Consider the following 26,822-nt stretch of genomic DNA (forward strand, 5'->3'; position numbering starts at 1 on the left):
GATGTTCCGGGCCGCGCGCGCGGTCCTGCTGCCGGTGGCGCTGGGCGCCGCCGCAGCGCTCGCGCCGGCCCAGCCGCGCTGCGACAAGCCGGTCTATCTGAGCTTTGACACCGGCCACATGGGCGTGGCGCCGCTGGTCGCTCAAACGCTGAAGCAGTTCGACGCCCGCGCCACCTTCTTCCTCGCCCAGGAACCCACGCTGGACGGCGGCCAGACGCTGGACGATCACTGGGCGCCCTGGTGGAAGGCGCGCGCCGCCGAGGGGCACGACTTCGGCTCGCACACCTGGTTCCACGACACCTGGGTGGCCGACCTGCCCGATGGCCGCCTGCGCTTCAAACGCGCCGCGGGCGTCCAGGCACCGCAATTCGTCACGCTGACGCCCGAGGCCTACTGCGAGGAGCTGCGCAAGCCCGCGCGCCGCTTCCAGGAGATGACCGGCCAGCCCATGGCGCCCATCTTCCGCGCGCCGGCGGGGCGCACCTCGCCGGCGCTGCTGGCGGCCGCCCAGGCCTGCGGCTTCAAGCATGTGGGCTGGAGTCCGGCCGGATTCCTCGGCGACGAGCTGCCCAGCGAGCGCTATTCCAACCCGGCGCTGCTGGCGCAGGCGCTGCGCAACATCCGGTCCGGCGATATCCTGATGGCCCATCTGGGCATCTGGTCGCGCCAGCAAGCCTGGGCGCCCGAAGTGCTGGTGCCGTTGATGCAGGGGCTCAAGGAGCGCGGCTTCTGCTTCGCGCCGCTGCGCGAGCATCCCGACTACGCCGGCTGGATGAGCCGGCGCTGAGCAAAGAGGAATGATGATGGAGTGGTTCACCGATCTGTTCGGCCAGGCCCAGCAGGCCTTGTTCGAATCGGTGGTGCAGCCCCTGGTCTTCGGGCTGGGCTGGGGCAATCTGCTGGAGGATGCCTACGACGCCACCGGCTGGCTGTTGGTGGGGCTGCTGCAGATCGCGGTGATCGCCGTGCTGATCGGTGCGCTGCAGCGCTGGCGCCCGGTGGAGGCGGTGCAGGACCGCCAGGCGGTGCGCGTGGACGTGATCTACACGCTGATCCAGCGCCTGGGCCTGTTCCGGCTGGTGATGTTCTTTAGCGTCGACCCGCTGGCCGACGCGATCAGCGGCCAGCTGCGCCTGTGGGGCCTGCCCAGCCTGCAGCTGGATGCCGTCTGGCCCGGTGTCAGCGACCTGCCTTGGGTCAGTTTCCTGCTCTATCTGCTCGCCTTCGACTTCCTGATGTACTGGCTGCACCGCGCGCAGCACCAGTTCAACTGGTGGTGGGCGCTGCACTCGCTGCACCATAGCCAGCGCCAGATGACCATGTGGACGGACAGCCGCAACCATCTGCTGGACGACCTGCTGATCGACGCCGTGTTCGCGCTGGTGGCGCGGCTGATCGGTGTCGGGCCGGGTCAGTTCGTCGCGCTGGTCGCGCTGTCTCAGCTGATGGAGAACCTGCAGCATGCCAATGTGCGTCTGTCCTTCGGACGCTTCGGCGAGCGGCTGCTGGTGAGCCCGCGCTTCCACCGCCTGCACCATTCGATCGGCGTGGGCCACGAAACCTCCGGCCGCGGCACGCTGGGCGGGCATAACTTCGCGGTGCTCTTCCCGGTCTGGGATGTGCTGTTCGGCACCGCCAGCTTCGCGGACCGCTACGACCCCACCGGCGTGCGCGACCAGCTGCCGGAAGAGGGCGGGCGCGACTACGGGCGCGGCTTCTGGGCCCAGCAATGGCTGGGGCTGCGGCGGCTGCTGGCGAAGTAGGGGGCGGTCGTCCCCGCGTCGATCCGCGAGGCTTCCGTGACTTATGCTGCGCGGCTAGGAGGATCGCTCTGATGATCAACACCATGGGGTGGGTGGCCGACTCGTTCTGGCGTGCCGCCGCCTATTGCCTGCATCCGCGCGTGATCGCGCTGTCGCTGCTGCCGCTGCTGATCGCCGCCGGGCTGGCCGGCGGCCTGGCCTACTTCTATTGGGAAGCCGCGGTGGCCGCGGTGCGCGGCACGCTGGAATCGTGGATGCTGGTGGGCAGCCTGCTGAGCTGGCTGGAGCGCATGGGCGCCGATGGCTTCCGCAGCGTGCTGGCGCCCATGCTGGTGCTGGTGATCTCGCTGCCGGTGCTGGTGCTGCTGAGCCTGCTGCTGGTGGCCATGCTGATGACGCCCGCGCTCGCGGACCTGGTCGCGCAGCGGCGCTTCTCCGGGCTGGAGCGCAAGAAGGGCGCGAGCTTCGTGGGCAGCGCGCTGTGGTCCGGCGGCCATACCGTGGTCGCCCTGGTGGGGCTGTTGCTGACCATGCCCTTCTGGCTGATCCCGCCGCTGGCGCTGATCCTGCCGCCGCTGATCTGGGGCTGGCTGGGCTACCGTGTGTTCACCTTCGATGTGCTGGCCGACTATGCCTCGGCGGCCGAGCGTCGCCAGTTGCTCAAGGAACACCGGCTGCCGCTGCTGGTGCTGGGCGTGGCGACCGGCTATCTGGGCGCAGCGCCCGCGGCGATCTGGGCCTTCGGCGCGATCGTGATCGCGCTGGCGCCGCTGCTGATCCTGGTGTCGGTGTGGCTGTACACCCTGGTCTTCGCCTTCAGTTCGCTGTGGTTCGCCCACTATGCGCTGGCGGCGCTGCAGGAGCTGCGCCGGCGCGACAGCATCGCGCCGCAGCAGGACCTGGAGGCCGCGGCCGCGCCGCCGCTGCCGCCGCTGCTGTCCTGATTCACCCTGGAGGCCTCGCGGCCCGGTGCCGGTGGCCTGCTCGCTTTTTGCGGAGACCTCTTTCATGAACATCGGTCTGATCATCGTCGGCGACGAAATCCTGTCCGGCAAACGCCAGGACAAGCACTTGTCCACCTTCATCGAGAAGCTGGCCGCTCGCGGCCTGCAGCTGGACTGGGCCCAGTATGTCGGCGACGACCGCGAGCGCCTCACCGCGCTGCTGCGCCAGGCCTTTGCCAGTGGCGATCTGGTGATCAGCTGCGGCGGCATCGGCGCGACGCCAGACGACCATACGCGTCAGTCCGCGGCCGCCGCGCTGGGGCGCGAACTGGTGCTGCACCCCGAGGCGGCCGAGCTGATCTGGGAGCGCGTGCAGCAGATGGCGCGCGAGCAGGGCAACACAGTGGAGCGCGACGCGCCGGACACGCTGCGGCGTCTGGAAATGGGGGTGTTCCCCGCCGGCGCCGGCATCATTCCCAATCCCTTCAACCGAATTCCCGGCTTCTTCGTCGGCACGGTCTATTTCGTGCCCGGCTTCCCGGTGATGGCCCATCCGATGATGGACTGGGTGCTGGACCAGCGCCACCCGGAGCTGCAGCGCCCGGTGGCCACGCGCGAGCGTTCGCTGATCGTGCAGGGCGCGATGGAGGCCACGCTGACGCCGCTGATGGAGGAGATCGAGGCCCGCTTCCCCGGCATCAAGGTTTTCTCGCTGCCCAGCGTGGATCACCCCCAATGGGGCCGCCACATTGAACTGGGCGTGAAGCCGGCCGCCAGCTCGGCGCAGGACGCGTTGGAGCCGGCCTACCAAGCCCTCAAAGAGGGCTTGGCCCAGGTTGGTGCATGCATAAGCACCGAGTTGGTGCGATGATTCCGGTATAGGCGCACGATCCTGGTGCGATCCCGGTCGGGGCCCTGCGAATGGGCAGGAAACTGCCCTCGATCGGCGCGCATAATCCGGCGCGTCGCCGGGCTCACGCCGAGGAATGCACCGGGCTGGCGATGTGCCGAGCGATCCACGCCCAAGGGGGCGCACTTGGCATGCAACCTGCTAACGAATGTGGTGCGCGCCGGCATGGAGCTTTCCCGCCGGCGATCACCGAATCCGAATCCACTACCCGTCCCGCTAGGAGTGATTGATGGCCAAGACCGTCGCCGATGTGATGAAGATGGTGAAGGAGAACGAGGTCAAGTTCGTTGACTTCCGCTTCACCGACACCCGTGGCAAGGAACAGCACGTGTCCGTGCCTGTTTCCCATTTCGACGAAGACAAGTTCGCCTCGGGCCATGCCTTCGACGGCTCGTCGATCGCCGGCTGGAAGGGCATCGAGGCGTCGGACATGCTGCTGATGCCGGATCCCGACACCGCCAACATCGACCCCTTCTTCGAAGAGCCGACGCTGATCCTGAGCTGCGACGTGATCGATCCGGCCGACGGCAAGGCCTATGAGCGCGATCCCCGCTCGCTGGCCAAGCGCGCCGAGGCCTACCTGAAGGCCTCCGGCCTGGGCGATACCGCCTACTTCGGTCCCGAGCCCGAGTTCTTCATCTTCGACTCGGTGCGTTGGGGCAACGACATGTCCGGCTCGTTCTTCAAGATCGAATCGGAAGAGGCCGCCTGGAACACCGGCAAGGAATACGAGCACGGCAACAGCGGCTACCGTCCCACCGTCAAGGGCGGCTACTTCCCCGTGCCCCCGGTCGACAGCGGCCAGGATATGCGCTCGGAGATGTGCCTGATCCTGGAGCAGATGGGCATCCCGGTCGAAGTGCACCACCATGAGGTGGCCAACGCCGGCCAGATGGAAATCGGCACCAAGTTCAGCACGCTGACCAAGCGCGCCGACTGGCTGCAACTGCAGAAGTACATCATCCAGAACGTCGCCCATGCCTATGGCAAGACCGCGACCTTCATGCCCAAGCCCATCGTCGGCGACAACGGCTCCGGCATGCACGTGCACCAGTCGATCTGGAAGGATGGCAAGAACCTGTTCGCTGGTGACGGTTATGCCGGCCTGTCCGAGTTCGCGCTGTACTACATCGGCGGCATCATCAAGCACGCCCGCGCGCTGAACGCGATCACCAACCCTGGCACGAACAGCTACAAGCGTCTGGTGCCCGGCTTCGAAGCGCCGGTGAAGCTGGCCTATTCGGCCAAGAACCGCTCGGCCTCGATCCGCATCCCCTATGTGGCCAACCCCAAGGGCCGCCGCATCGAGGCGCGCTTCCCGGATCCCAGCGCCAACCCCTACCTGGCGTTCGCCGCGCTGATGATGGCCGGCCTGGACGGCGTGGAGAACAAGATCCACCCGGGCGAAGCCGCGACCAAGGATCTCTACCACCTGCCGCCGGAAGAAGACGCGAAGATCCCGACCGTCTGCCACAGCCTGGACCAGGCGCTGGAGTACCTGGACAAGGACCGCGCGTTCCTGACCAAGGGCGGCGTGTTCACCGACAGCTTCCTCGATGCCTACATCGAGCTGAAGATGCAGGAGGTGACCCGCTTCCGCATGGCCACGCACCCGGTCGAGTTCGACATGTACTACGCCCTGTGATGCGGCAGGCGACCGGGATGAGCCGCGTGCGACTCAACTCCCGGATCGCCGGCTGTGACAGCGAGGGACGGCTCAGGCCGTCCCTTTTCGTTGGGCCTTCCAGATGCGCCACAATGCAGGTTGATCACAGGCTGCAAGCAGCATTCGATGCAATACAAGCGATCAAGCAAATGGCGCGCCGCGGCGCTGATCCTGGCGCTGTATGCCACGGGCGTGAGCGCGGGCGCGCAGTCGGTGGTCTACCGCTGTCCCGGCCCCCCCGTGCTCTACACCGACGCGCTGACGCCCAAGGAGGCGCAGGAGAAGGGCTGCCGCAGCATCGAGGGCACGCCCATCACGGTGCTGCAGGCGCCCAAGCCGCGTGCGGCGACGCCGGCGTCCGCGTCGTCACCGGAAGCGCGCGGCAGCGATGGCCGCGTGGACCCGGACAAGCAGCGCAGCCGCGACGGCGAGCGCCGGCGTGTGCTGGAGCAGGAATTGCGCGACGCCGAGGAGCGCCTCTCGGCGCTGCAGCGCGAGTACAACGCGGGCCAGCCCGAACGCCGTGGCGACGAGCGCAACTACCAGAAGTATCTGGACCGCGTGGCCGAGCTGAAAGCCAGCATCGCCCGCCAGGAAAGCGACATCCAGGCCATCAAGCGCGAGCTGTCCAAGCTGCCGTCCTGACCCGCGCCTGCCCGACTGGCCTGCGCGCGGCACACCCCGCGGGCCGCCCATGAAGGACCTGTCATCCTCCCCGGCCGGCGTCGCCGGCTTCCAGGCGCTGGACCTGCTCGCCACCATGGTGGCCGTGCTGCGCCCCGACGGCACCTGCGAATTCGCCAACACCGCGTTCGAAACCATGCTGCGCCAGCCGCGCCGCGCGCTGCAGGGCAGCCGGCTGAGCGACTGGTTCGCCGACACGACGCGCCTGAACGAGGCGCTGGATGGCGTGGCCCGTAACGCGTATTCGAGCAGCCGCTTCGACGCGCAGATCCGTCGCGGCGCGCGTGCCGCGCCGGGGGCACCCGAGGACCTGCTGCCGGTGCAGGTCATCGTCAGCCAGGCCGAGCATGGCGGGCGGCTGCTGATCGAGCTCATCGAGAATGCCCAGCAGAGCCGCCAGGACCGCGAGGAGCGCAGCCTGGACCAGCTGCGCTCGACCAAGGAGCTGGTGCGCAACCTGGCCCATGAGATCAAGAACCCGCTGGGCGGCATACGCGGCGCGGCGCAACTGCTGGCCCTGGAGCTGCAGCCCACCGAGCTGTGGGACGAGCTGCAGGAGTACACCCAGGTCATCATCCACGAGGCCGACCGGCTGCAGTCGCTGGTGGACCGCCTGCTGGCGCCGCACCGCCGCGCCCAGGTCGTGGGGGACGTCAACATCCACGAGGTCTGCGAGCGCGTGCGCTCGCTGATCCTGGCCGAGCATCCCAAAGGCCTGTGCGTGCTGCGCGACTACGACATCTCGCTGCCCGACTTCCGCGGTGACCGCGAGCAGCTGATCCAGGCCGTGCTCAACATCGTGCAGAACGCGGCCCAGGCGCTCTCGGCGCGCATCGCCGCTGGCGACGCGCAGATCACGCTGCGCACCCGCGTGGCGCGCCAGGTCACCATAGGCAAGCAGCGCTGGCGCTTGGCATTGGAATTGCATATCGAGGACAACGGCCCCGGTGTGCCCGAGGACATCAAGGACCGCATCTTCTACCCGCTGGTGTCGGGGCGGGAGGGCGGTTCCGGACTCGGGCTCACGCTGGCGCAGACCATCGCCCAGCAGCACCAGGGCATGATCGACTGCGACAGCCAGCCGGGCCGGACCGATTTTCGAATCACCCTGCCTTTGCCCTGAGCGCGGCCACAAGCCGGCAGGGGCCGAGGGGAGTCACCGATGAAGTCGATTTGGATTGTTGACGACGATCATTCCATCCGCTTTGTGCTCGAGAAGGCGCTGGCGCGCGAGGGGTTGCCGGTGCGCAGCTTTTCGCAGAGCCGCGACCTGCTGGCCGCGCTGGAGGAGGACACGCCGCTGGTGCTGGTGTCCGACATCCGCATGCCTGGCGGCTCCGGACTGGAGCTGCTGGCCACCATCAAGAAGCGCCTCCCGGGCCTGCCGGTCATCATCATGACCGCCTATTCGGACCTGGACAGCGCGGTCGCCGCCTTTCAGGGCGGGGCCTTCGAGTACCTCCCCAAGCCCTTCGACCTGTCGCGCGCGGTCGAGCTGATCCGCCGCGCGATGGAGGAGGGCCAGCGCGAATCCGTCGTCGAGGAAGCCCAGGTCCAGATGCCCGAGATGCTGGGCCAGGCCCCGGCGATGCAGGACGTGTTCCGCGCCATCGGGCGGCTGTCGCAAAGCCATGTCACGGTGTTGATCACGGGCGAATCCGGCTCCGGCAAGGAGCTGGTGGCGCGCGCGCTGCACAAGCACAGCCCGCGCGCCGACGGGCCCTTCGTCGCGATCAACACCGCGGCCATTCCGAAGGACCTGCTGGAGTCGGAACTGTTCGGCCACGAACGAGGCGCCTTCACCGGCGCGCAGGCCAGCCGCCGCGGCCGCTTCGAGCAGGCCGAGGGCGGCACGCTGTTCCTGGACGAGATCGGCGACATGCCACTGGACCTGCAGACCCGGCTGTTGCGCGTGCTTTCCGACGGACAGTACTACCGCGTCGGCGGCCACAGCCCGCAGCGCGCCAACGTGCGCGTGGTCGCCGCCACGCACCAGAACCTGGAGGCGCTGGTGCGCGAGGGGCGCTTCCGCGAGGATCTGTTCCACCGCCTCAACGTGATCCGGCTGCGCCTGCCGCCGCTGCGCGAGCGCCGCGAGGACGTGCCACTGCTGGCGCGCTACTTCTTGCAACGCAGCGCGGCCGAGCTGGGCGTGGAGCCCAAGCGCCTGTCCGATGCCGCGCTGCAGCGCCTGGTGGGCTTCGACTTCCCGGGCAATGTGCGCCAACTGGAGAACATCTGCCACTGGCTCAGCGTGATGGCGCCCAGCCAGGTCGTCGAGGCCAAGGACCTGCCGCAGGAGTTGCTGGCCGGCGTCCCGGTCGCGGCGGGCGAGGCGGGCGCTGCGCCCGTGCCGGCCCTGGGCGGCAGCGAGCTGCCGTCCGCCGCGCCATCGCCCGGCGCGACCCTGCCGGGACCACAGGCCGATGCCTGGGTGGCAGAGATGGCGCGCGAGGCGCGCCGCCTGCTGGCCGCCGGCGAAACCGAGGTCTGGGACCGCCTGACCCGGCGCTTCGAGGCCAGCCTGATCCTCACCGCGCTGGAGTTGACCCGCGGCCGCCGCATCGAGGCGGCGCAGAAGCTGGGCATAGGCCGCAACACCATCACGCGCAAGATCCAGGAACTGGGGCTGGATGCGTGACGCGGACCTGATGCCGGTATTGCGTCAGCCTGGGATCGCGGGCGTGCCGAGGGTGGCCTGAACGCCCCGTGATGGTGCGTGGCGCCCGCTCCTGGGCGCACCCCGGGTGCCGCTGGGGGTCAGGTCTTGTCCAGCCAGACGGCCAGGCCCTGGGCGTTGAGCTCTACATCCATCGCCAGCAGCTCAGCGACGGTGGACGCCGCCATGGCGCTACCCAGGTGGCGGCTGGCGCGCTCCTGGTACAGCGCCAGCAGTTCCTGCTTCAGCCGCGCATGCCGGTCGGGATCCTGGCGTAGTCGCTCGGCGATCTCCACCATGGCGTCCAGCTGCAGCAGCAGTTCGTCGGCCAGCTGGCGGACGGCGGCCTCGCTGCCGCCGATCTGGCTGTAGTGCGTCAGGTACATGCGCTGCGGGCGGGCGTCCAGCAGCCGCTGGATCGACTGGCGCAGCGCGTCGGGATCGAACTGCACCGGCGTGCTGGTGGGCAGGATCCAGACGCCACGCTCGGGATGGTCGAACTCGCGGTAGGACAGCCCGAAGGTGTCGCCGGTGAACCAGCCCCGGCTGGTCTCGTCCCAGACGCAATGGTGGTGGCGCGCATGGCCGGGTGTGTCGATCAGGCGCAGCATGCGCCCGCCCAGGCGTATCTGCTGCTCGTCGCTGCTGGCGCGGGCGCGTTCGGGCGCTACGCCCAGCAGCTCGCCGTAGGAGCGCCGCATCTCGTCCTCGCCATAGACGGCCATCGCACCGGACCACAGCGCCGCCGGGTCCAGCATGTGGCGCAGTCCGCGTGGATGCACCAGCAGCATTGCGCGTGGCAGGGCCTGCATCAGCGGGCCGACGCCGCCGGCATGGTCGAGGTGAACATGGGTGGGGATGACCCAGTCCACCGCGTCCAGCGGCAGGTCCAGCGCCTCCAGTGCACCCAGCAGGCGGGGCAGGGCATGCCGGGTGCCGGTGTCGACGAAGGCGGCGCGGCCCTGGTCGACGATCAGGAAGGCGGCATCGAAGCGCGGGCGCTGGAAGCCGGTGTCGATCGCATAGACCCCGTGGCCCAGCGGCTGCAGATAGTCGGGCACGTTGTTCTCCTCGTCAGTTCCGGCGATGCGGACTCTTGGGATGGAAACAGGAAACCCGGGTGCTCCGCGTTTCCCTGGGAAAATCAGCCCACAGATTAAGCGATGAACGAAGAGCGAGGACAGCCATGGCGGTACGCGAGATTCTCCGGATGGGCGATGCCCGCTTGCTGCGCCAGGCGCAGCCGGTGCGGGACTTCGACACGCCCGAGCTGCATGCGCTGCTGCAGGACATGTTCGACACCATGGCGGCGGCCCAGGGCGCCGGCCTGGCGGCCCCGCAGATCGGGGTGGACCTGCAGGTGGTGGTGTTTGGCTTCCAGCACAACGAGCGCTACCCCGAGGCGCCGCCGGTGCCGATGACGGTGCTGATCAATCCGCAGGTCACCCCGCTGTCCGAAGAGCGGGTGGATGGCTGGGAGGGCTGCCTGTCCGTGCCGGGCTTGCGCGGCGTGGTGCCGCGCTGGAGCCGCATCCGCTACCAGGGTTTCGACGCGCAGGGCCGGCCGCTGGGCCGTGAGGCCGAGGGCTTCCACGCCCGCGTGGTGCAGCACGAGTGCGACCATCTGGAGGGCGTGCTCTACCCGATGCGGGTTCGAGACTTCAGCCGCTTTGGCTTCACCGAGGTCCTGTTTCCGGGCATGGATCCCCGCGCCGACGACTGAGACGGCCCGCGGGCCGTCCGCGTTGCGGGCGTGTAAGGCATGTAAAGACCGTCCTCCGGAAGGGCGAGTCGCGCGTTGAGCGGGCAGCATCCGGAGCTGCCGATGAAATTCCTTGCCCCTGACTTCTGGTCTTCCGGCCGGGCGCGCCTGCGCGCGGCCGGCGCGTTGCTGCTGTCGCTGTGCCTGGCCCTGCCGGTGCTCGCCGACCCGCCGGGCCGTGCCGGCCGCGTGGCCTCGCTGAGCGGCCAGGCCTGGATCTACGACAGCCAGGAGCGCCAGTGGCAGGCCCTGCTGCCCAACCAGACCGTCGGTGATGGCGACCGGCTGCGCACCGACGTCAACAGCCGGCTGGCCCTGCGCGTGGGCTCCACCTCGCTGTGGCTGGACCAGGCCGCCGAGATCGAATTCAGCGCGCTGACCGACGCCCGCGTGTCGGTGCAGTTGCTGCGCGGCGCGCTGGGGCTGCGCCTGCGCAACCAGGACGCTGTCGACGAATGGAGCGTGGCCACGCTGGAGGGGCGCAGCTGGTTCGAACGCCAGGGTCTCTACCGGCTGACTCAGTTGCCTCGCGCCACCCAGGCCCAGGCCTGGCAGGGCCGGCTGCGCTTCGAGTCGCGCTTCTTCAGTCCCGGCGGCAGCGCCCAGCCGCTGTGGCTGAGCACAAACGAACAGGCCGAGCTGTGGTCCGACGGCAGCGGCCCGCGCGCGGAGCGCCAGGCGCTGATGCGCGATGGCTTTGCCGACTGGCTGCTGGCCAGCAGCCGTGCCGAGGGCGATCCGCAGCTGGCCCATGTCTCGCCGGAGATGACCGGCGCCGAAGAGCTGGACCGCTACGGCGAGTGGGCGCAGAGCGAGGAGCATGGCGTGGTCTGGATACCGCGCCAGGTCGCGGTGGACTGGGTGCCCTACAGCCAGGGGCGCTGGGTCTGGTCGCGCCACTGGGGCTGGACCTGGGTGGACGAGATGCCGTGGGGCTTCGCTCCCTTCCACTATGGGCGCTGGGTGATGTGGCGCGATCGCTGGTGCTGGAGCCCGGGGCCCTGGGTGGCCCGTCCCGTCTATGCGCCGGCGCTCGTGGCATGGTCCGGTCCGGGCGTCAGCGTCAATCTGTTCCTGGGCCGGCATGCGCCGCCGCCGCGTTACGGCTGGGCGCCGCTGCCCTGGCATGAGCCCTACCGGCCGCCCTATCGCTACAGCCCCGACTATTGGCGTCGGATCAATCCCGACCCGGTGACGGTGCGCCCCGCGCCGATGCCGCCGACGCCAGCGCCGCGCCCCTGGCCGCGCGACGGGGCGCAGCCCGGGCTGGGGCAGCGCCCCGACGGGCCGCCGGTGCGCGTGGAGCGTCCGCGCAGCGAACTGCCGGCCGCACTGATCGCCCAGCCGGGCGGCGCCGTCGGACCCGGCCTGCCCAGGCGCGACAGCGAACCGCCGGTCCGGGCCCAGCCGATGCCTATGCCCGATGCCGGCGCCGGGCGCGACGAACTGCCGCGCCGCCGCCATGCCGAGCGACCGGACGTTCCCGACCGCATGGACCGCTTCGAGCGGCCGCCCCGGGCCGAGGCGGTGCCGCCGGTGCGCAGTGAGCCACCGCGCATGGAGCCTCCTCGCATGGAGGCGCCGCGCATGGAGCCGCCTCGCCGGGAAGTACCGAGGATGGAGGCGCCGCCACGCATGGAAGTGCCTCGCCCATCCCCGGGGCCGGGGGCCGAGCCTCGGCGGGAGAGCCGCCCCGAGCCCGGCCGAGCCGAAGTCAACCGGCCGCCGGTGCGCGACGACGGGCCACGCCGCCAGGTCGAGCGCTGAGCCTCTCCCGGTCCATCCGCCGCCGCGGGCGGGCCGGGCTTCAGAGCAGGGGCTTCAAAGACTGCCAGACGTTGTCCAGCATGCGTGGATGGGCCTTGGCCAGCGGGTGGATGCGGTCGGGCTGGAACCAGTCCATCGCGTCGGCGCGGTCGGCGATGCCGGCCAGCAGGAAGGGCTGCAGCGCCACCTTCTCTTCCTTGGCGACCTCGCCGAACAGCGCGGCGAAATCGCGCCCGTAGCTGGCCCCATAGTTGGGTGGCAGCTGCATGCCCACCACCAGCACCTTGGCGCGGGCCTCCTTGCCGGCGCGCACCATGGCACGCAGGTTGTCGCGCGTCATCGCCAGCGACAGCCCGCGCAGCGCATCGTTGCCGCCCAGCTCGATGATCAGATGCGTGGGCTTGTGGGTGGCGAGCAGGGCGGGCAGGCGCGAGCGGCCGCCCGAGGTGGTGTCGCCGCTGATGCTGGCGTTGACGACCTCCGCACCGGGCGCCTGCGCCGCGAGGCGCTGCTGCAGCAGCGCGACCCAGCCGCTGCCGCGCGCAATGCCGTACTCCGCCGACAAGCTGTCGCCCAGCACCACGACGCGCGGCGTCGCGCGCTGGGCCGATGCCGGCCGCCAAATCCCCGTCGCGGCCGCTGCCAGCATCCACGCGCTACAGTCCACCATCCATTGACGACGCCGCATCCGCCACCTTTCATGTCCGAATTCATCATCGAAGTCGACCGGGTCAGTAAGTCCGTGAAGGACGCGACCGGCTCGCTGACCATTCTGCACGAGCTGAGCTTCGGGCTGCGGCCGCGGGAGTCGGTTGCCATCGTCGGCGCCTCGGGTTCTGGCAAGAGCACGCTGCTGTCCATCCTCGCCGGCCTGGACACGCCCAGCAGCGGCACCGTGCGGCTGCAGGGCCAGGACCTGTTCGCGCTGGACGAGGACGGCCGCGCACGGCTGCGCGGCGAACATCTGGGCTTTGTGTTCCAGAGCTTCCAGCTGCTGTCGCACCTGACCGCGCTGGAGAACGTGATGCTGCCGCTGGAATTGCGCGGCGAGCGGGATGCCCAGGCGCAGGCGCGCCAGATGCTGGAGCGGGTGGGGCTGAAGGAGCGGCTGTCGCATTACCCGCGTGTGCTCTCGGGCGGCGAGCAGCAACGCGTCGCGCTGGCGCGCGCCTTCGTGCAGCGGCCGGCGCTGCTGCTGGCCGACGAGCCCACCGGCAGCCTGGACTACGCCACCGGCGAGCAGGTGATGGCGCTGATGTTCGAGCTCAACCGCGAGCAGGGCACGACGCTGGTGCTGGTCACCCACGACGCCGGCATCGCCGGCCGTTGCGAGCGGCAACTGCGCATCTCGGCGGGACGGCTGCAGGACAGCGCGCTGGCCGAGCTGCCGGCCTGACGGCTCCGGATTACCGCGAGCGCAGCCAGAGACGGCGCTTGCGCTCGCCGCGTATCACCAGGGCCCAGCCCAGGTAGACGACCACATAGGCCAGCGCACCCAGCAGCAGCCCGGCCAGCGGCAGGCCCACGAGCAGTGGCGGGCCCAGGCTGCTGAGCCATTCGCCCAGCGCGTGCCACCAGCTGCCCGGATCGGTCCAGTCCAGCGCCAGCTCGCGCGGAGAGGCGATGGGGCCGTGCTCGCCCAGCGCCAGCCGGCCCAGAAAGATGGCCAGGCTCCAGATCGGCACCAGGGTCAGCGGATTGGTGAGCCAGGTCGCGGCCACCGCGGCCGCCACATTGGCGCGCAACAGGATGGCCGCCGCGGCGGCCAGCACCATCTGCGTCGGCAAGGGGATCACGCCCACCGCCAGGCCCACGGCCACGCCCATCGCGACGCGGCGCCGGTGCGCCACCCACAGCCAGGGGCGCTCACGCAGATAGCGGCCCAGCCAGGCCAGGCCCTTGGTGCGCTCCAGCGCTTCGGGCGAGGGCAGCAGGCGGCGGGCGAGTCGGGAAGCGGGCATGGACGGGCGAGGGAAGCGTCAGCTCAGGGCAAAAGAAAGGCCCGCACGGGCAGCGGACTGCTCGGCGGGCCGTTCGAGGGGCGCAAGCCAGCTCAGTTGGGGCTGAACTTGTAGTCGGTCTTGGCCTTGTCCTTCAGCTCTTCCTGGAACTTGGCCAGCTTCTGCTGCTGCAGGCGCTGCACGACCTGGGCCTTGACGTCCTCGAAGGCGGGGAACTGGGCCTCGCGGGTCTCTTCCAGGCGGATGATGTGGAAGCCGAATTGCGACTTCACCGGCGTGTCGGTCATCTGGCCGGGCTTGAGCGCAACCAGGGCCTGGCTGAACTCGGGCACGTAGGCGTCCGGCGCCGACCAGCCCAGCTCGCCGCCGTTGGCCGCGGAACCGGTGTCCTTGGAGTTCTTGCTCGCCAGGTCCTCGAACTTGGCGCCGCCCTTGATCTGGGCGATCAGGGCCTTGGCGTCGTCTTCCTTCTCGACCAGGATGTGGCGGGCGCGGTACTCGTTGCCCTTGGCCTGGGCCTTGAACTTGTCGTACTCGGCTTGCGCATCGGCGTCGGTGACGGGGTTCTTCTTCGCGAAGTCGGCGAACAGTTCGCGGATCAGGATGCCCTGGCGGGCCAGTTCCATCTGCGCCTTGTAGTCGGCGCTGGCGGCCAGGCCGCGCTTCTCGGCTTCCTGCATGAAGATCTCGCGCATCACGATCTCGTCCTTCACGCGGGCTTCCATCTCGGGCGTGCGCGGCTGGCCGTTCTTGGTGATCTGGCCGAGCAGCATGTCGACGCGGGCCTTGGGCACGGCCTTGCCGTTGACGATCGCGATGTTCTGCGCGCTGACCGGCAGGGTCACGGCGCCGAGAGCCGCCACGCAGGCAGCAAGCACAAATTTCTTCATGGACAAAGGGCCTTTCAAAAGACTCCTGGGGCGCAAAGGCGCTTGCAAAACAAAGCGCCTCCTCGGCGCTACGGTGCTGGCCTCAGTCTTCGCCGGGCGCGCGGGCGTCGATCACCAGCGCATGGATGCCCCGCTGCATCAGCTCAGCCAAAGCATCATATACGAGCCGATGGCGGGCCAGCCGTGAACGCCCGGTAAAGGCGGCGCTGACGATGCGCAGCCGGTAATGCCCGCCTTCGCGCGCGCCGGCATGGCCGGCGTGGGCGGCACTGTCGTCCGCCAGCGCCAGCTGCTCGGGCTGCAGGCGCTCGCGCAGCCGAGCCTCCATCAGCGCCAGCGAGGCGCGCGGGGCGGGGCTGTCGCTCATCGCGGCTCTCCTTCGCCGGCGGCGGGCTCGGTCTCGATGACGTGGCGGCTCAGGTACAGGCCCTGCGCCAGCGTGAACAGCACGATCAGCCCGGTGACGCCGAAGACCTTGAAGTTGGCCCAGGCGCCGTCGCTGTAGTGGTAGGCCACGTAGAGATTGGCCACCCCCAGCAGCGCGAAAAACAGCACCCAGGCCCAGTTCAGGCGCTTCCAGACGCCTTCGGGCAGCGGCAGATCCTTCAGCATGGCCTTGAGCAGGTTCTTGCCGAACAGCAGTTCGCTGAGCAGGAAGGCCAGCGCGCCCGCCCAGTACAGCAGCGTGGGCTTCCACTTGATGAAGGTGGCGTTGTGGAACCAGATCGTGGCGCCGCCCAGCACGACGACCAGCGCCAGGCTGATCCACAGCATCAGGTCGATCTTCTTGCCGCGCAGCTTGGTGATCAGGGCCTGGATCAGCGTTGCCGCCATCACGACCAGGGTGGCCAGCAGCACCGGAGCCTCGGTCTTGCCGACCACGCCGCCGGAGACCAGGAAGCCCAGGTGTTCGGTAGCGAAGGCCGCCGCCGCGTCGGGCTGGCCCTCGGTCAGCTTGAAGGTGGCGAAGAAGAGGACGAGGGGGAGAAAGTCAAGCAGAAGCTTCATGGGGCTGGAAGTCTATCGCGGCCGAGTTGATGCAGTAGCGCTCGCCGGTCGGTGCCGGCCCGTCCGGGAAGACGTGGCCCAGGTGGGAGCCGCAGCGCTGGCAGCGTACCTCGATGCGCACCATGCCGTGGCTGTGGTCCACCACGCGTTCGATGACGTCCGCATTGACCGGCGCCCAGTAGCTGGGCCAGCCGCAGCCGGCGTCGAACTTGGTCTGCGATTCAAACAGCGGCGTGCCGCAGCCCACGCAGCGGTACTGGCCGGCGTCCCAGTGGTCCCAGTATTGGCCGGTGAAGGCGCGCTCGGTGGCCGCGTGGCGGGTCACCTGGTATTGCATCTCGTCGAGCTGCTCGCGCCACTCGGCGTCGGTCTTCTTCACGGGATAGTCGTTCATGATGAGCAGGACACCTCGATGTGTTGCGCCCAGTCAGGCGGGAAGTCCGCGTCGGCGGCGCGCTCGGGCGCGTCGAAGGGACGGCGGAGCACGTCCAGCAGGCGCTGCACCTCGCCGAAGTCGCCGGCCTCGGCCTGGCGGATCGCCGTTTCGGCCAGGTGGTTGCGCAGCACCACGGCCGGGTTGACCGCATGCATCGCGGCGCGGCGCTGCGCCGGGTCCTCCGGCTCCTGGGCCAGGCGGTCGCGGTAGCGTCGCAGCCAGGCGTCCAGCGCCTCGCGGTCCAGGAACAGGTCGCGCAAGCCCTCGGCGCCGGCGGGCAGCTGCGCCTCGCCCAGTCGCCGGTGGGCGATGCTGTAGTCCACGCGGGTGGCGGCGAGCAGGCGCAGCCAGTCGTCGACCAGCGCGCCATCGCCGTCGCGCGCCTCGCGCAGCCCCAGCTTGGCGCGCATGCGCAGGAGCATGGCCTGCGCGAAGCGATCCGGATAGGCCTGCAGCGCCTCTCGCAGCAGTGCGGCCGCGGCCTCCTCGTCGCCCGGGATCAGCGGCAGCAGGGCCTGGGCCAGCGCATGCAAATTCCAGTAGGCCACCTGGGGCTGGCGCGCGAAGGCGTAGCGCCCCTGGGTGTCGGAGTGGTTGCAGACATGGCCCGGATCGAAGCCGTCCAGGAAACCGTAGGGGCCGTAGTCGATGCTCAGGCCCAGCAGCGACATGTTGTCGGTGTTCATCACGCCATGGCAGAAGCCCACGGCCTGCCAGTGGGCGAGGAGATCGGCGGTCTGCGTCGCCACCTGGGCCAGCAGCGCCACCACCGGCTGCGGGGCGGCCTGGCATTGCGGCGCGTGGTGCTCGATCAGATGCTGCACGAGCTCGCGCAGCTCGTCGTGCAGCCCATGGTGGGCGAAGTGTTCGACATGGCCGAAGCGCAGAAAGCTGGGCGCGACCCGGGTGACGATGGCGGCCGTCTCGGTCGTTTCACGGCGAACGGGCAGGGCGGTGGAGGCGGTCAGCGCCAGCGCCCGCGTGGTCGGGATGCCCAGTGCGGCCATGGCCTCGGAGGCGAGGAACTCGCGGATGGACGAGCGCAGCACGGCGCGGCCGTCGCCCATGCGCGAATAAGGCGTGCGCCCCGCGCCCTTGAGCTGCAGCTCCATCGGGCCCTGGGGCGTGTCCAATTCGCCCAGCCACAGTGCGCGCCCATCGCCCAGCTGGCCGGCCCAGACACCGAACTGATGGCCGCTGTACACGCTGGCCAGCGGGCGCATGCCGGGCCACAGCGCATTGCCGCTGAAGACGCGCAGCGCCTCTGGCGTCTGCCAGCCGGTGGCGGGCCAGCCCAGCAGCCGCGCGCAGTCGGCGCTGGTGGCGACCCAGTGCGGGTCGGGCAGGCCGGCGGGCGGCAGCTCGGTGTAGAAACGGGGACCCAGCGCGGCGAGGCGGTGGGTCCAGTTCAGCTCGCCGATCGCGGCAGGCACGGCGACGGACGGCAGGGGGGCATGCATCGGCGCAGTGTAGCCAGCGCCCCCGGGCCTTGCTCCGCCGGGGTCTTGCCGTGCCCGCTCGGGACTCAGAGGCGGAAGATGGACACCGCCTGGTTCAGCTGCGCCGCCTGGTGCCGGAGGCTTTCGGCCGCCGCCGCGCTCTCTTCCACCAGCGCGGCGTTCTGCTGGGTGACGCGGTCCAGCTGGCTGATCGCGTCGCCGACCTGGTCGATGCCCTGGCTCTGTTCGCTGCTGGCGGCGCTGATCTCGGCGATCAGCTCGGACACGCGGCGCACTTCCTGGACGATGCGGCCCATGGTCTCGCCGGCGCCGCCGGCCAGCCGGCTGCCGGCCTCGACCTTGCCGCTGCTGTCGCCGATCAGCGACTTGATCTCCTTGGCCGCCTCGGCGCTGCGCTGCGCCAGCTGGCGCACCTCGCTCGCGACGACGGCAAAGCCACGGCCCTGCTCGCCCGCGCGCGCGGCTTCCACCGCGGCGTTCAGCGCCAGGATGTTGGTCTGGAAGGCGATGCCGTCGATCACGCCGATGATGTCGTTGATCTTGCGCGAGCTGGCGTCGATCTGCGCCATCACCTCGACCAGCTCCTGCACCGCACGACCGCCCTCGGCGGCGACGCCGGAGGCGCTTTGCGCGAGCTGGGTGGCGGTGCGCGCGGTGTCGGCGTTGTGCTTCACGGTGGAGGTCAGTTCTTCCATCGACGCGGCGGTCTGCTGCAGGTTGGCGGCCTGCTCCTCGGTGCGCTGGGACAGGTCGGCATTGCCGCTGGCGATCTCGCCGGTGCCGGTGGCGATGGAGTCGCTGCTCTGGCGCACCTGGCCGACGATGCCGGTCAGGCTCTCGTTCATGCGCCGCAGCGCGGCCAGCAGCTGGCCGGTTTCGTCGCGGCCCTGGTGTTCGATGCGCGAGCGCAGGTCGCCGCCGGCCACGGATTCCGCGACCCGCACCGCCTCCGCCAGCGGGCGCACAATGGCGCGGCCCAGCGCCCAGGCGATGCCCATGCCGGCCGCCACGATCAGCAGCGCGCCCAGCCCGGCCTGCCAGCGCAGCGCCTGGCGCGCCTCGCGCGAGGCCTGCCGCGCCGCGTCGGCGCGCTGCTCCTGCATTTGCACGAAGGCGCCGATGGCATCCAGGTAAAGCTTGGCCGACGGCGCGTATTCCTTTTCGATGACGCGGGTGGTGGCGGTCCAGTCACCTGCGCTGCCGGCGTCGCGCGCCTTCTTGCTGGCGGCCAGCAGGGCCTGGCCCAGCGTGGAGATCTGCTTCAGCTGGGCCTGGTCCTCGGGGCGCTGCGCCTGTTTGCCGATCTGCTCGCGCAGCAGGGCGACGCGCGGCGCGTCGTTGGCGATGTTCTCCTTGAACAGCTCGCCCACCGCGGGGTCCGAACTGATCGCCGCGGCCATGCTGCGCGCCACCGCGGTCTCGGTCATGCCCTGCCATTGCACGGACTTGCGGATCAGATCCTGCGCGTCGTTGATGGCGGTGGTGGCCTCGCTGACGATGCGGTCATTGCGCTCCAGCGTGAAGCCGCCCACCAGCAGCATGGACGTCAGCAGCAGGACGATGGCGCCATTGAGTTTGTGCGCCATCGCAAGATCGCCGAGCTTCATGAAAGTCTCCTTCTCTGTTGTTGTCGTGGGCTGCGATTCTGGGCGCGGCTTGGGCCGCGCCCTAGGAAATCCTCGGCACTTCGGCGCCGTTTTTGAGCTTTGTCGGGTGGCCCGTGGCGGCGCCCGTGTAATCCCCTATGCCAACGGCCGCCCAGCGTCACTAGGGTGACGCCAGGAGCGTCGGACCGGCCAGTAAACTGGTTCGCAGACGGCGAGGCCGCAGGGGCGGACCAGCCGGACAAGACAAGATCGAAGGAGACCTCGATGGCACTGATGGGCCAGATGATGACGATGCCGCTGCTGATCTCTTCGCTGATCCAGCATGCGGCCCGCCACTCGGGCGACACCGAAATCGTCAGCAAGCGCGTCGAAGGCGATCTTCACCGCTACACCTGGGCCGACGCCGAACTGCGGTCTCGCAAGCTGGCCCAGGCCCTGGCGCGGCTGGGGCTGCAGCCCGGCGACCGCGTCGCGACGCTGGCCTGGAACGGCTACCGCCATCTGGAGATCTACTACGGCAGCTCCGGCTCCCAGCTGGTCTGCCACACGATCAACCCGCGCCTTTTTCCGGAGCAGATCGCCTGGATCGCCAACGACGCGCAGGACGCGGCGCTGTGCTTCGACCTCAGCTTCCTGCCGCTGATCGAGAAGCTGGCGCCGCAGATGCGCAGCGTGCGCCACTTCGTGCTGATGACGGACCGCGCCCACATGCCGGCGCAGTCCAGCATCCCCGGCCTGCTGTGCTACGACGAGCTGGTCGAGGCCGAGGACGGCCACTACACCTGGCCGGTGTTCGATGAGAACTGCGCCTCCAGCATCTGCTACACCTCGGGGACCACCGGCAACCCCAAGGGCGCGGTGTACAGCCACCGCTCCTCGGTGCTGCACGCCTACGCGTCGGCCATGCCCGATGCGATGGACTGCTCGCGCCGCGACGTGATCCTGCCCGTCGTGCCGATGTTCCATGTCAACGCCTGGGGGCTGCCCTACAGCTGCGCCGCCGTGGGTGCCAAGCTGGTGTTCCCGGGGCCGCATCTGGACGGCAAGTCGCTGTACGAACTGTTCGAGGCCGAACAGGTCAGCTTCAGCGCCGGCGTGCCGACGGTGTGGCTGGGTCTGCTCAATTACGTGCGCGGCCAGGGGCTGAAGTTCAGCAGCTTCAAGCGCACGGTGATCGGCGGCTCGGCCTGTCCGCCGGCCATGCTCAAGACCTTGATGGACGACTACGGCGTGGAAGTGATCCACGCCTGGGGCATGACCGAGCTGTCGCCGCTGGGCACGCTGTCCAAGCTCAGCGCCAAGCAGCTGCAGCTGCCCGTCGAGGAACAGCGTCGGCTGCTTGAGAAGCAGGGCAAGGCGATCTACGGCATCGACATGGCCATCGTCGACGACCAGGGTCAGGCCTTGCCCTGGGACGGGCGCAGCGCCGGCAACCTGGTCGTGCGTGGCCCCTGGGTGATCGCCGGCTACTTCGGCGCCGAGCGTTCGCCGCTGATCGCGGTGCGCGGCGAGGACGGCCGCGATGCGGGCCTGTGGTTCCCCACCGGCGACGTCGCGACGATCGACGCCGACGGCTTCATGCAGATCACCGACCGCAGCAAGGACGTGATCAAGTCCGGCGGCGAATGGATCAGCTCCATCGACCTGGAGAACATCGCGATGGCCCACCCGTCGGTGCACGAGGCGGCGGTGATCGCCGTGCCGCATCCGCGCTGGGACGAGCGGCCGCTGCTGGTGGTCGTCTGCAAGCCGGGCTGCCAGCTCGGCCGCGAGGAGATGCTCGCCTTCTACGAGGGCCGCATCGCCAAGTGGCAGATCCCCGACGACGTGGTCTTCGTGCCCGAGATCCCGCACACCGCCACCGGCAAGATGCTCAAGCTGAAGCTGCGCGAGCAGTTCAAGGACCATCGCTTGCCGGCCGGCTGAGCGCCGCTCCCGGTCCCGGGAGCCCGCGTCCCCCTCGTTTTTGCGTTCTTTCGCCTTGCCCCACAAAACCATCAGGAGACAAGCATGAGCAAGACCAGCAAGACCGTATTCAAACCCCTGGCCCTGGCCGCGCTGCTGGCGCTCTCGGCGGGCTTGAGCCATGCCCAGAAGGGCGAGACGGTGAAGATCGCCTGGATCGACCCCTTGTCGGGCCTGATGGCGCCGGTGGGGCAGAACCAGGTCAAGAGCTTCCAGTTCTTCGCCGAGAAGTTCAACGCCAGCAATCCGGCCGGCGTGAAGTTCGAGATCATCCCGATCGACAACAAGCTCAGCCCGGCCGAGTCGCTGAACGCGCTGAAGTCGGCGATCGACCAGGGCGTGCGCTATGTGACCCAGGGCAACGGCTCCGGCGCGGCGTTGGCGCTGATCGACGCGATCAACAAGCACAACGAGCGCAACCCGGGCAAGGAGGTCGTCTACCTGAACCATTCGGCGGTGGACCCCGACCTGACCAACAGCAAGTGCAGCTACTGGCACTTCCGCATGGATGCCGACACCTCGATGAAGATGGAGGCCATGACCACCTTCATGAAGGACCAGCCCGACATCAAGAAGGTCTATCTGCTGAACCAGAACTATGCGCACGGCCACCAGGTGGCGCGCTATGCCAAGGAAATGCTGGCGCGCAAGAGGCCCGACGTGCAGATCGCCGGCGAGGACCTGCACCCGCTGGCCCAGGTGCGTGACTTCGCGCCCTATGTGGCCAAGATCAAGGCCAGCGGCGCCGACACCGTGATCACCGGCAATTGGGGCTCGGACCTGGCGCTGCTGATCAAGGCGGCCAACGAGGCCGGCTACAACGGCAAGTTCTTTACCTACTACGCCGGCGTCACCGGCACGCCCACCGCGCTGGGCACCGGATCGGCCGGGCGCGTCTACCAGATCGCCTACAACCACTACAACATGGGCGGCCAGATGCAGAAGTGGCAGGAAGAGTTCCAGAAGAAGTTCGACGCCGACTTCTACACCGGCAGCGTGATCCATATCTACACCCTGCTGGGCGAGGCGATGGCCAAGGCCAAGAGCACCGACCCGGTCAAGGTCGCCGCCGTGCTGGAGGGCCTGAAGGCCAAGAGCTTCAACGGCGACGTCGAGGTGCGCAAGGGCGACCACCAGCTGCAGCAAACCCTGTTCCTGTCGGTCTGGCAGAAGACCGATGCGAAGAACAACTACAGCGCCGAGAAGACCGGCATGACCTTCGTGCCGGTGCGGACCTTCGAGCCCTACGTGTCCAGCACGCCGACCTCCTGCCAGATGAAGCGGCCCGGCTGAGGTCGCCTGCCGCCGCCCTTGGGCGGTGGTACGCACGCCCAGGCCGGGGCGGGCTCCGGCCTGGTGTTAACTTGAGGACTTCGCTGCCGTACCGGCGCCGCGCGGCACCGGTGGGGCGCGCTTTTCCTGCAGCGATGCTTGCGACGTGGACCAAATCCTGATCAACCTGCTCAACGGCCTGTCCTCCGGACTGCTGCTGTTCATGCTCAGCTCGGGCCTGACGCTGATCTTCAGCATGATGGGCGTGCTGAACTTCGCCCATGCCAGCTTCTACATGCTGGGCGCCTATTTCGCTTACACGCTGACTGGGCTGGTCGGCTTCTGGCCGGCGCTGCTGCTGGCGCCGCTGCTGGTCGGCGGCCTGGGGGCGCTGTTCGAACGCGGCGCACTGCGTCGCGTGCACAAGTTCGGCCATGTGCCGGAGCTGCTGATCACCTTTGGCCTGTCCTATGTGATCCTGGAGCTGGTGCAACTGGTCTGGGGCCGCGTGGCCGTGCCCTTCGGCCCGCCGCCGCTGCTGCAGGGCGCGGCCTTCACCATCGTGCAGAGCCCCACGAGCGGACTGAGCCTCGTCGCCGGCGATGCCGCGGCCTCGCTGTGCGCCGCGGCGATGTGCTCCAAGTTCCCGCTCACGCGCGCCTTCGTGATGCTGATCGCGCTGGCCATGCTGGCCGGGCTGTGGCTGATGCTGACGCGCACCCGCGTGGGCCTGGTGATCCAGGCGGCGCTGACCCATCCCGAGATGGTCGAGGCCCTGGGGCACAACGTGCCGCGCGTGTTCATGCTGGTGTTCGGCAGCGGCTGCGCGCTGGCAGCGCTGGCGGGCGTGATCGGTGGCATCACCTTCGTCACCGAGCCGGCGATGGCCACCATCGTCGGCTCCATCATCTTCGTCGTCGTGGTCGTGGGCGGCGTGGGGTCGCTGGCCGGCGCCTTCGTGGCGTCCATCCTGATCGGCCTGCTGCAGACCCTGCCACTGGCGGTCGACGGTTCGCTGATCACGCTGCTGAACCGGCTGGGCGTGGCGGCAGGGCCGCAGACCCCGGGCTATCCGCTGCTCAAGCTCAGCCTGGCCCAGGTGGCGCCCATCCTGCCTTATCTGCTGATGGTGCTGATCCTGATCTTCCGCCCCAAGGGCTTGCTGGGTACCCGCGAGGACTGACGCCATGAACGAGATCGCGATGACGGACGCCGAGCGGCGGGCGGCCCAACGCGCCGCGCGCCGCGCGGCACGGGCGCGCCATGACCGCGCCCACGAATTCCACTTCAAGCCCTGGAACGTCGGACGCTGGCTGATCTGGAGCCTTTTCGCGCTGGTGCTCATCGTGGCGCCGCTGCTGTGGACCAGCTCGCTGGCGCAGACCATGCTGTCGCAGATGGGCATCGCCATCATTGCCTGCCTGGCCTACAACCTGCTGCTGGGGCAGGGCGGCATGCTCAGCTTCGGCCATGCGGTGTACAGCGGGCTGGGCGCCTATCTGGCGATCCACACGCTGAACCTGGTGTCGGCCGGACAGCTGGCGCTGCCGGTGAGCCTGGTGCCGCTGGTGGGCGGCCTGGCCGGGCTGTTCTTCGCCGCACTGTTCGGCTATGTGTCGACGAAGAAGTCGGGCACGCCCTTCGCGATGATCACGCTGGGCCTGGGCGAGCTGATCTGGTCGATGTCGCTGATGCTGCCCGAGTTCTTCGGCGGCGAGGGCGGCATCTCGGGCAACCGCGTGGCCGGCCAGCCCTGGCTGGGCATCAGCTTCGGCCCGCAGATCCAGGTTTACTACCTGATCGCGCTCTATTGCTTCGTCTGCACCGCGCTGCTGTACGCGCTGACGCGCACGCCGCTGGGACGCATGCTCAATGCGGTGCGCGACAACCCCGAGCGCGTCGAGTTCATCGGCTATGACACGCAGTGGGTGCGCTTCCTGGCCTTCATGATCTCGGGCTTCTTCGCCGGCATCGCCGGCGGGCTGTCGGCGCTGAACTTCGAGATCGTCACCGCCGAGGTGGTGGGCGCGGCCCGCTCGGGCGCCTACCTGCTGTTCACCTTCCTGGGTGGCGCCACCTTCTTCTTCGGGCCCATCATCGGCGCGGTGCTGATGGTGGTGGCGCTGGTGCTGCTGTCGGAGCTGACCAAGGCCTGGCTGCTCTACCTGGGCCTGATCTTCCTCTTCATGGTGATGTACGCGCCGGGCGGCTTCGCGGCGCTGATCATGATGAACCTGCGCGTGGCCGCCTTCGGCAAGCTGCGCCAGATCTGGACCGCTTACCTGGGGCTGGGCGCCACCGGTGCCACCGTGCTGCTGGGCGGCTCGGCCATGGTGGAGATGGTCTACCACCATCAGCTCAACGAGGCCCTGGGCCCGCAGATGAGCTTCATGGGTGCGAGCATCGACAGCATGGGCGCCAACGCCTGGTTTGGCGCGGTCTTCGTGCTGCTGACGGGGCTGGGCCTGTTCGAGCTGGCGCGCCGTCATTTCAAGCGCGAATGGGACCAGATCCAGGAAGAGATCGAAAAAGAGATCAAGCGTCGGGAATCGCTATGAGTGAATTCGCCCTGCAACTGCAGTCGGTCCGCAAGAGCTTCGGCAAGAGCGAGATCATCCGCGGCGCCGAGCTGGCCGTGCGCCCCGGCGAGCGCGTCGCCATCATCGGGCCCAACGGTGCGGGCAAGTCCACGCTGTTCAACCTGATCAGCGGCCGCTTCGCGCCCAGCAGCGGCGAGATCCGCCTGTTCGGCGAGCGCATCGACGGACGCAAGCCTTATGAGATCAACCGACGCGGGCTGTCGCGCAGCTTCCAGGTCTCCAACCTGTTCAACCGGCTGTCGGTCTTCGAGAACATCCGTTGCGCGCTGCTGTGGTCCATGGGCTGCCGCTATGCCTTCTGGAAGTTTCTCGCCGGCCTGGACGAGGTCAACGACCGCGCCGAGGAGCTGCTGGAGATGATCAAGCTGGACAAGCGCCGCGACGTGCCGGCGATGAACCTCAGCTATGCGGAAGGGCGGCAGCTGGAGATCGGCATCACCATCGCCGGCGGTGCCAAGGTCATCCTGCTGGACGAACCCACCGCGGGCATGAGCAAGAGCGAGACCAAGCGCTTCATCCAACTCATCCGCGAGGTCACCGAAGGCCGCACCCTGCTGACCGTGGAGCACGACATGGGCGTGGTCTTCGGGCTGGCCGACAAGATCGCGGTGCTGGTCTATGGCGAGGTGATCGCCTTCGACACACCCGACGCGGTGCGCGCCAATGCGCGCGTGCAGGAGGCCTATCTGGGCTCGGTGCTGGCCGAGGCTCAGGCCGCCGAGGCCGCGGCGGCCAGTTGAAGCCGGGAAGGACACGCGAACATGCTGAAGCTGGACAACCTGCATGCCTTCTACGGCAAGAGCCATGTGCTGCACGGCGTCACGATGGAAGTGCGCCCGGGCGAGATCGTCGCGCTGCTGGGCCGCAACGGCTCGGGCCGCTCCACCACGGTGAAGACGGTGATGGGCCAGGTCGACGGCACCGGCTCGGTGAACTGGGGCGGGCAGGAGCTGCTGGGCCGCAAGGCCTACGAGATCGCCCACCTGGGCCTGGGCTATGTGCCGGAGAACCGAGACATCTTCCCCAAGCTGACCGTGCACCAGAACCTGCTGCTGGGGCAAAAGGGCGGACGCAAGAAGGGGCGCTGGTCCTTCGACGACATGTACCAGATGTTTCCGCGCCTAAAGGAGCGCCAGCACACCGAGGCGGGCGTGCTGTCCGGTGGCGAGCAGCAGATGCTGACGCTGTGCCGCACGCTGATGGGCGACCCGGACCTGATCATGATCGACGAGCCCACCGAGGGCCTGGCACCCAAGATCGTCGAGCTGGTGGCCGAGTACCTGAAGGCGCTCAAGCGCCGCGGCATCGCGGTGCTGCTGGTGGAGCAGAAGCTGGCCATCGCGCTGGAAATCTCCGAGCGCTGCTATGTGATGGGCCATGGCCGCATCGTCTTCGAGGGCACGCCCGCCGATCTGCGCGCCAACGCCTACATTCGCAAGGAATGGCTGGAGGTGTGAGCGCCGGCCCG

The 26,822-nt window shown here is 69.0% G+C and carries 26 protein-coding genes; 17 read left to right on the forward strand and 9 right to left on the reverse strand.

Annotation, left to right across the window (positions count from 1 at the left end):
* The first annotated feature begins 1 nt into the window (after position 1).
* The 8 genes from LZ017_RS10895 to ntrC all read left to right on the forward strand — a co-directional run bounded on the left by LZ017_RS10895 (position 2) and on the right by ntrC (position 8,608).
* Positions 2-787, forward strand: a complete 786-nt coding sequence (locus LZ017_RS10895) for a polysaccharide deacetylase family protein (RefSeq protein WP_374109911.1) — start codon at positions 2-4, stop codon at positions 785-787.
* Between the two features lie 16 nt (positions 788-803).
* On the forward strand, positions 804-1,763 hold the full coding sequence (locus LZ017_RS10900; protein ID WP_241396939.1) for a sterol desaturase family protein: 960 nt from the start codon (positions 804-806) through the stop codon (positions 1,761-1,763).
* Between the two features lie 71 nt (positions 1,764-1,834).
* Complete coding sequence (locus tag LZ017_RS10905; RefSeq protein WP_241396846.1) at positions 1,835-2,707, forward strand: EI24 domain-containing protein; 873 nt, start codon at positions 1,835-1,837, stop codon at positions 2,705-2,707.
* A gap of 64 nt (positions 2,708-2,771) precedes the next feature.
* Positions 2,772-3,578 carry a molybdopterin-binding protein gene (locus LZ017_RS10910; RefSeq protein ID WP_241396847.1) on the forward strand — a complete coding sequence of 269 codons (807 nt, stop codon included), beginning with the start codon at positions 2,772-2,774 and terminating at the stop codon, positions 3,576-3,578.
* Between the two features lie 268 nt (positions 3,579-3,846).
* A complete protein-coding gene (gene glnA / locus LZ017_RS10915; RefSeq protein WP_241396848.1) occupies positions 3,847-5,262 on the forward strand; it encodes a type I glutamate--ammonia ligase in 1,416 nt (471 codons plus the stop codon).
* Positions 5,263-5,409: 147 nt separating this feature from the next.
* Positions 5,410-5,928, forward strand: coding sequence for a hypothetical protein (locus LZ017_RS10920; RefSeq protein WP_241396849.1), 519 nt, complete (start codon positions 5,410-5,412; stop codon positions 5,926-5,928).
* 49 nt (positions 5,929-5,977) lie between these two features.
* The gene (gene glnL / locus LZ017_RS10925; protein ID WP_241396850.1) at positions 5,978-7,090 is read left to right on the forward strand and encodes a nitrogen regulation protein NR(II); all 1,113 of its coding nucleotides are present in this window, start codon (positions 5,978-5,980) and stop codon (positions 7,088-7,090) included.
* A gap of 39 nt (positions 7,091-7,129) precedes the next feature.
* The gene (gene ntrC / locus LZ017_RS10930; RefSeq protein WP_241396851.1) at positions 7,130-8,608 is read left to right on the forward strand and encodes a nitrogen regulation protein NR(I); all 1,479 of its coding nucleotides are present in this window, start codon (positions 7,130-7,132) and stop codon (positions 8,606-8,608) included.
* Positions 8,609-8,727: 119 nt separating this feature from the next.
* Here ntrC and LZ017_RS10935 read toward each other — a convergent pair whose 3' ends face one another.
* On the reverse strand, positions 8,728-9,687 hold the full coding sequence (locus LZ017_RS10935; RefSeq protein ID WP_241396852.1) for an MBL fold metallo-hydrolase: 960 nt from the start codon (positions 9,685-9,687) through the stop codon (positions 8,728-8,730).
* A 125-nt stretch (positions 9,688-9,812) separates the two neighbouring features.
* Between LZ017_RS10935 and def the strand changes: the two genes are divergently transcribed.
* Entirely contained in the window at positions 9,813-10,349 is a 537-nt protein-coding gene (gene def / locus LZ017_RS10940) for a peptide deformylase (protein ID WP_241396853.1), read from the forward strand.
* A 102-nt stretch (positions 10,350-10,451) separates the two neighbouring features.
* The gene (locus LZ017_RS10945; protein ID WP_241396854.1) at positions 10,452-12,155 is read left to right on the forward strand and encodes a DUF6600 domain-containing protein; all 1,704 of its coding nucleotides are present in this window, start codon (positions 10,452-10,454) and stop codon (positions 12,153-12,155) included.
* Between the two features lie 40 nt (positions 12,156-12,195).
* On the opposite strand, the gene LZ017_RS10950 is transcribed toward LZ017_RS10945, so the two are convergent.
* Positions 12,196-12,804 (reverse strand): arylesterase, encoded by a 609-nt coding sequence (locus LZ017_RS10950; RefSeq protein ID WP_241396855.1) that lies wholly within the window; start codon positions 12,802-12,804, stop codon positions 12,196-12,198.
* Positions 12,805-12,855: 51 nt separating this feature from the next.
* Between LZ017_RS10950 and LZ017_RS10955 the strand changes: the two genes are divergently transcribed.
* Complete coding sequence (locus LZ017_RS10955; protein ID WP_241396856.1) at positions 12,856-13,551, forward strand: ABC transporter ATP-binding protein; 696 nt, start codon at positions 12,856-12,858, stop codon at positions 13,549-13,551.
* A 10-nt stretch (positions 13,552-13,561) separates the two neighbouring features.
* Here LZ017_RS10955 and LZ017_RS10960 read toward each other — a convergent pair whose 3' ends face one another.
* The 7 genes from LZ017_RS10960 to LZ017_RS22100 all read right to left on the reverse strand — a co-directional run bounded on the left by LZ017_RS10960 (position 13,562) and on the right by LZ017_RS22100 (position 19,517).
* Positions 13,562-14,116, reverse strand: a complete 555-nt coding sequence (locus LZ017_RS10960; protein ID WP_241396857.1) for a DUF2062 domain-containing protein — start codon at positions 14,114-14,116, stop codon at positions 13,562-13,564.
* A 92-nt stretch (positions 14,117-14,208) separates the two neighbouring features.
* Positions 14,209-15,006, reverse strand: a complete 798-nt coding sequence (locus LZ017_RS10965) for a peptidylprolyl isomerase (RefSeq protein ID WP_241396858.1) — start codon at positions 15,004-15,006, stop codon at positions 14,209-14,211.
* An 82-nt stretch (positions 15,007-15,088) separates the two neighbouring features.
* Positions 15,089-15,373, reverse strand: coding sequence for a BolA family transcriptional regulator (locus LZ017_RS10970; protein WP_241396859.1), 285 nt, complete (start codon positions 15,371-15,373; stop codon positions 15,089-15,091).
* Positions 15,370-16,014: a septation protein A gene (locus LZ017_RS10975; protein WP_241396860.1), complete on the reverse strand. Its 645-nt coding sequence runs from the start codon at positions 16,012-16,014 to the stop codon at positions 15,370-15,372. The genes LZ017_RS10970 and LZ017_RS10975 overlap by 4 nt, the downstream gene beginning before the upstream one ends.
* Complete coding sequence (msrB, locus tag LZ017_RS10980; RefSeq protein WP_241396861.1) at positions 15,998-16,408, reverse strand: peptide-methionine (R)-S-oxide reductase MsrB; 411 nt, start codon at positions 16,406-16,408, stop codon at positions 15,998-16,000. Before msrB ends, LZ017_RS10975 begins: the two co-directional genes overlap by 17 nt.
* Complete coding sequence (locus LZ017_RS10985; RefSeq protein WP_241396862.1) at positions 16,405-17,910, reverse strand: YdiU family protein; 1,506 nt, start codon at positions 17,908-17,910, stop codon at positions 16,405-16,407. The genes msrB and LZ017_RS10985 overlap by 4 nt, the downstream gene beginning before the upstream one ends.
* Before the next feature lie 65 nt (positions 17,911-17,975).
* Positions 17,976-19,517, reverse strand: coding sequence for a methyl-accepting chemotaxis protein (locus LZ017_RS22100; protein ID WP_277604638.1), 1,542 nt, complete (start codon positions 19,515-19,517; stop codon positions 17,976-17,978).
* Between the two features lie 264 nt (positions 19,518-19,781).
* Between LZ017_RS22100 and LZ017_RS10995 the strand changes: the two genes are divergently transcribed.
* The 6 genes from LZ017_RS10995 to LZ017_RS11020 all read left to right on the forward strand — a co-directional run bounded on the left by LZ017_RS10995 (position 19,782) and on the right by LZ017_RS11020 (position 26,811).
* Positions 19,782-21,443 carry a 3-(methylthio)propionyl-CoA ligase gene (locus LZ017_RS10995; RefSeq protein ID WP_241396863.1) on the forward strand — a complete coding sequence of 554 codons (1,662 nt, stop codon included), beginning with the start codon at positions 19,782-19,784 and terminating at the stop codon, positions 21,441-21,443.
* Between the two features lie 84 nt (positions 21,444-21,527).
* Complete coding sequence (locus tag LZ017_RS11000; protein WP_241396864.1) at positions 21,528-22,775, forward strand: branched-chain amino acid ABC transporter substrate-binding protein; 1,248 nt, start codon at positions 21,528-21,530, stop codon at positions 22,773-22,775.
* A gap of 202 nt (positions 22,776-22,977) precedes the next feature.
* Positions 22,978-23,937, forward strand: coding sequence for a branched-chain amino acid ABC transporter permease (locus tag LZ017_RS11005; protein ID WP_241396940.1), 960 nt, complete (start codon positions 22,978-22,980; stop codon positions 23,935-23,937).
* A 4-nt stretch (positions 23,938-23,941) separates the two neighbouring features.
* Positions 23,942-25,312 (forward strand): branched-chain amino acid ABC transporter permease, encoded by a 1,371-nt coding sequence (locus tag LZ017_RS11010; RefSeq protein WP_241396865.1) that lies wholly within the window; start codon positions 23,942-23,944, stop codon positions 25,310-25,312.
* On the forward strand, positions 25,309-26,094 hold the full coding sequence (locus LZ017_RS11015; RefSeq protein ID WP_241396866.1) for an ABC transporter ATP-binding protein: 786 nt from the start codon (positions 25,309-25,311) through the stop codon (positions 26,092-26,094). The genes LZ017_RS11010 and LZ017_RS11015 overlap by 4 nt, the downstream gene beginning before the upstream one ends.
* Before the next feature lie 21 nt (positions 26,095-26,115).
* Entirely contained in the window at positions 26,116-26,811 is a 696-nt protein-coding gene (locus tag LZ017_RS11020) for an ABC transporter ATP-binding protein (protein ID WP_241396867.1), read from the forward strand.
* Positions 26,812-26,822: the final 11 nt, after the last annotated feature.

Source organism: Pelomonas sp. CA6 (assembly GCF_022549225.1).
Taxonomy (GTDB): domain Bacteria; phylum Pseudomonadota; class Gammaproteobacteria; order Burkholderiales; family Burkholderiaceae_C; genus Roseateles.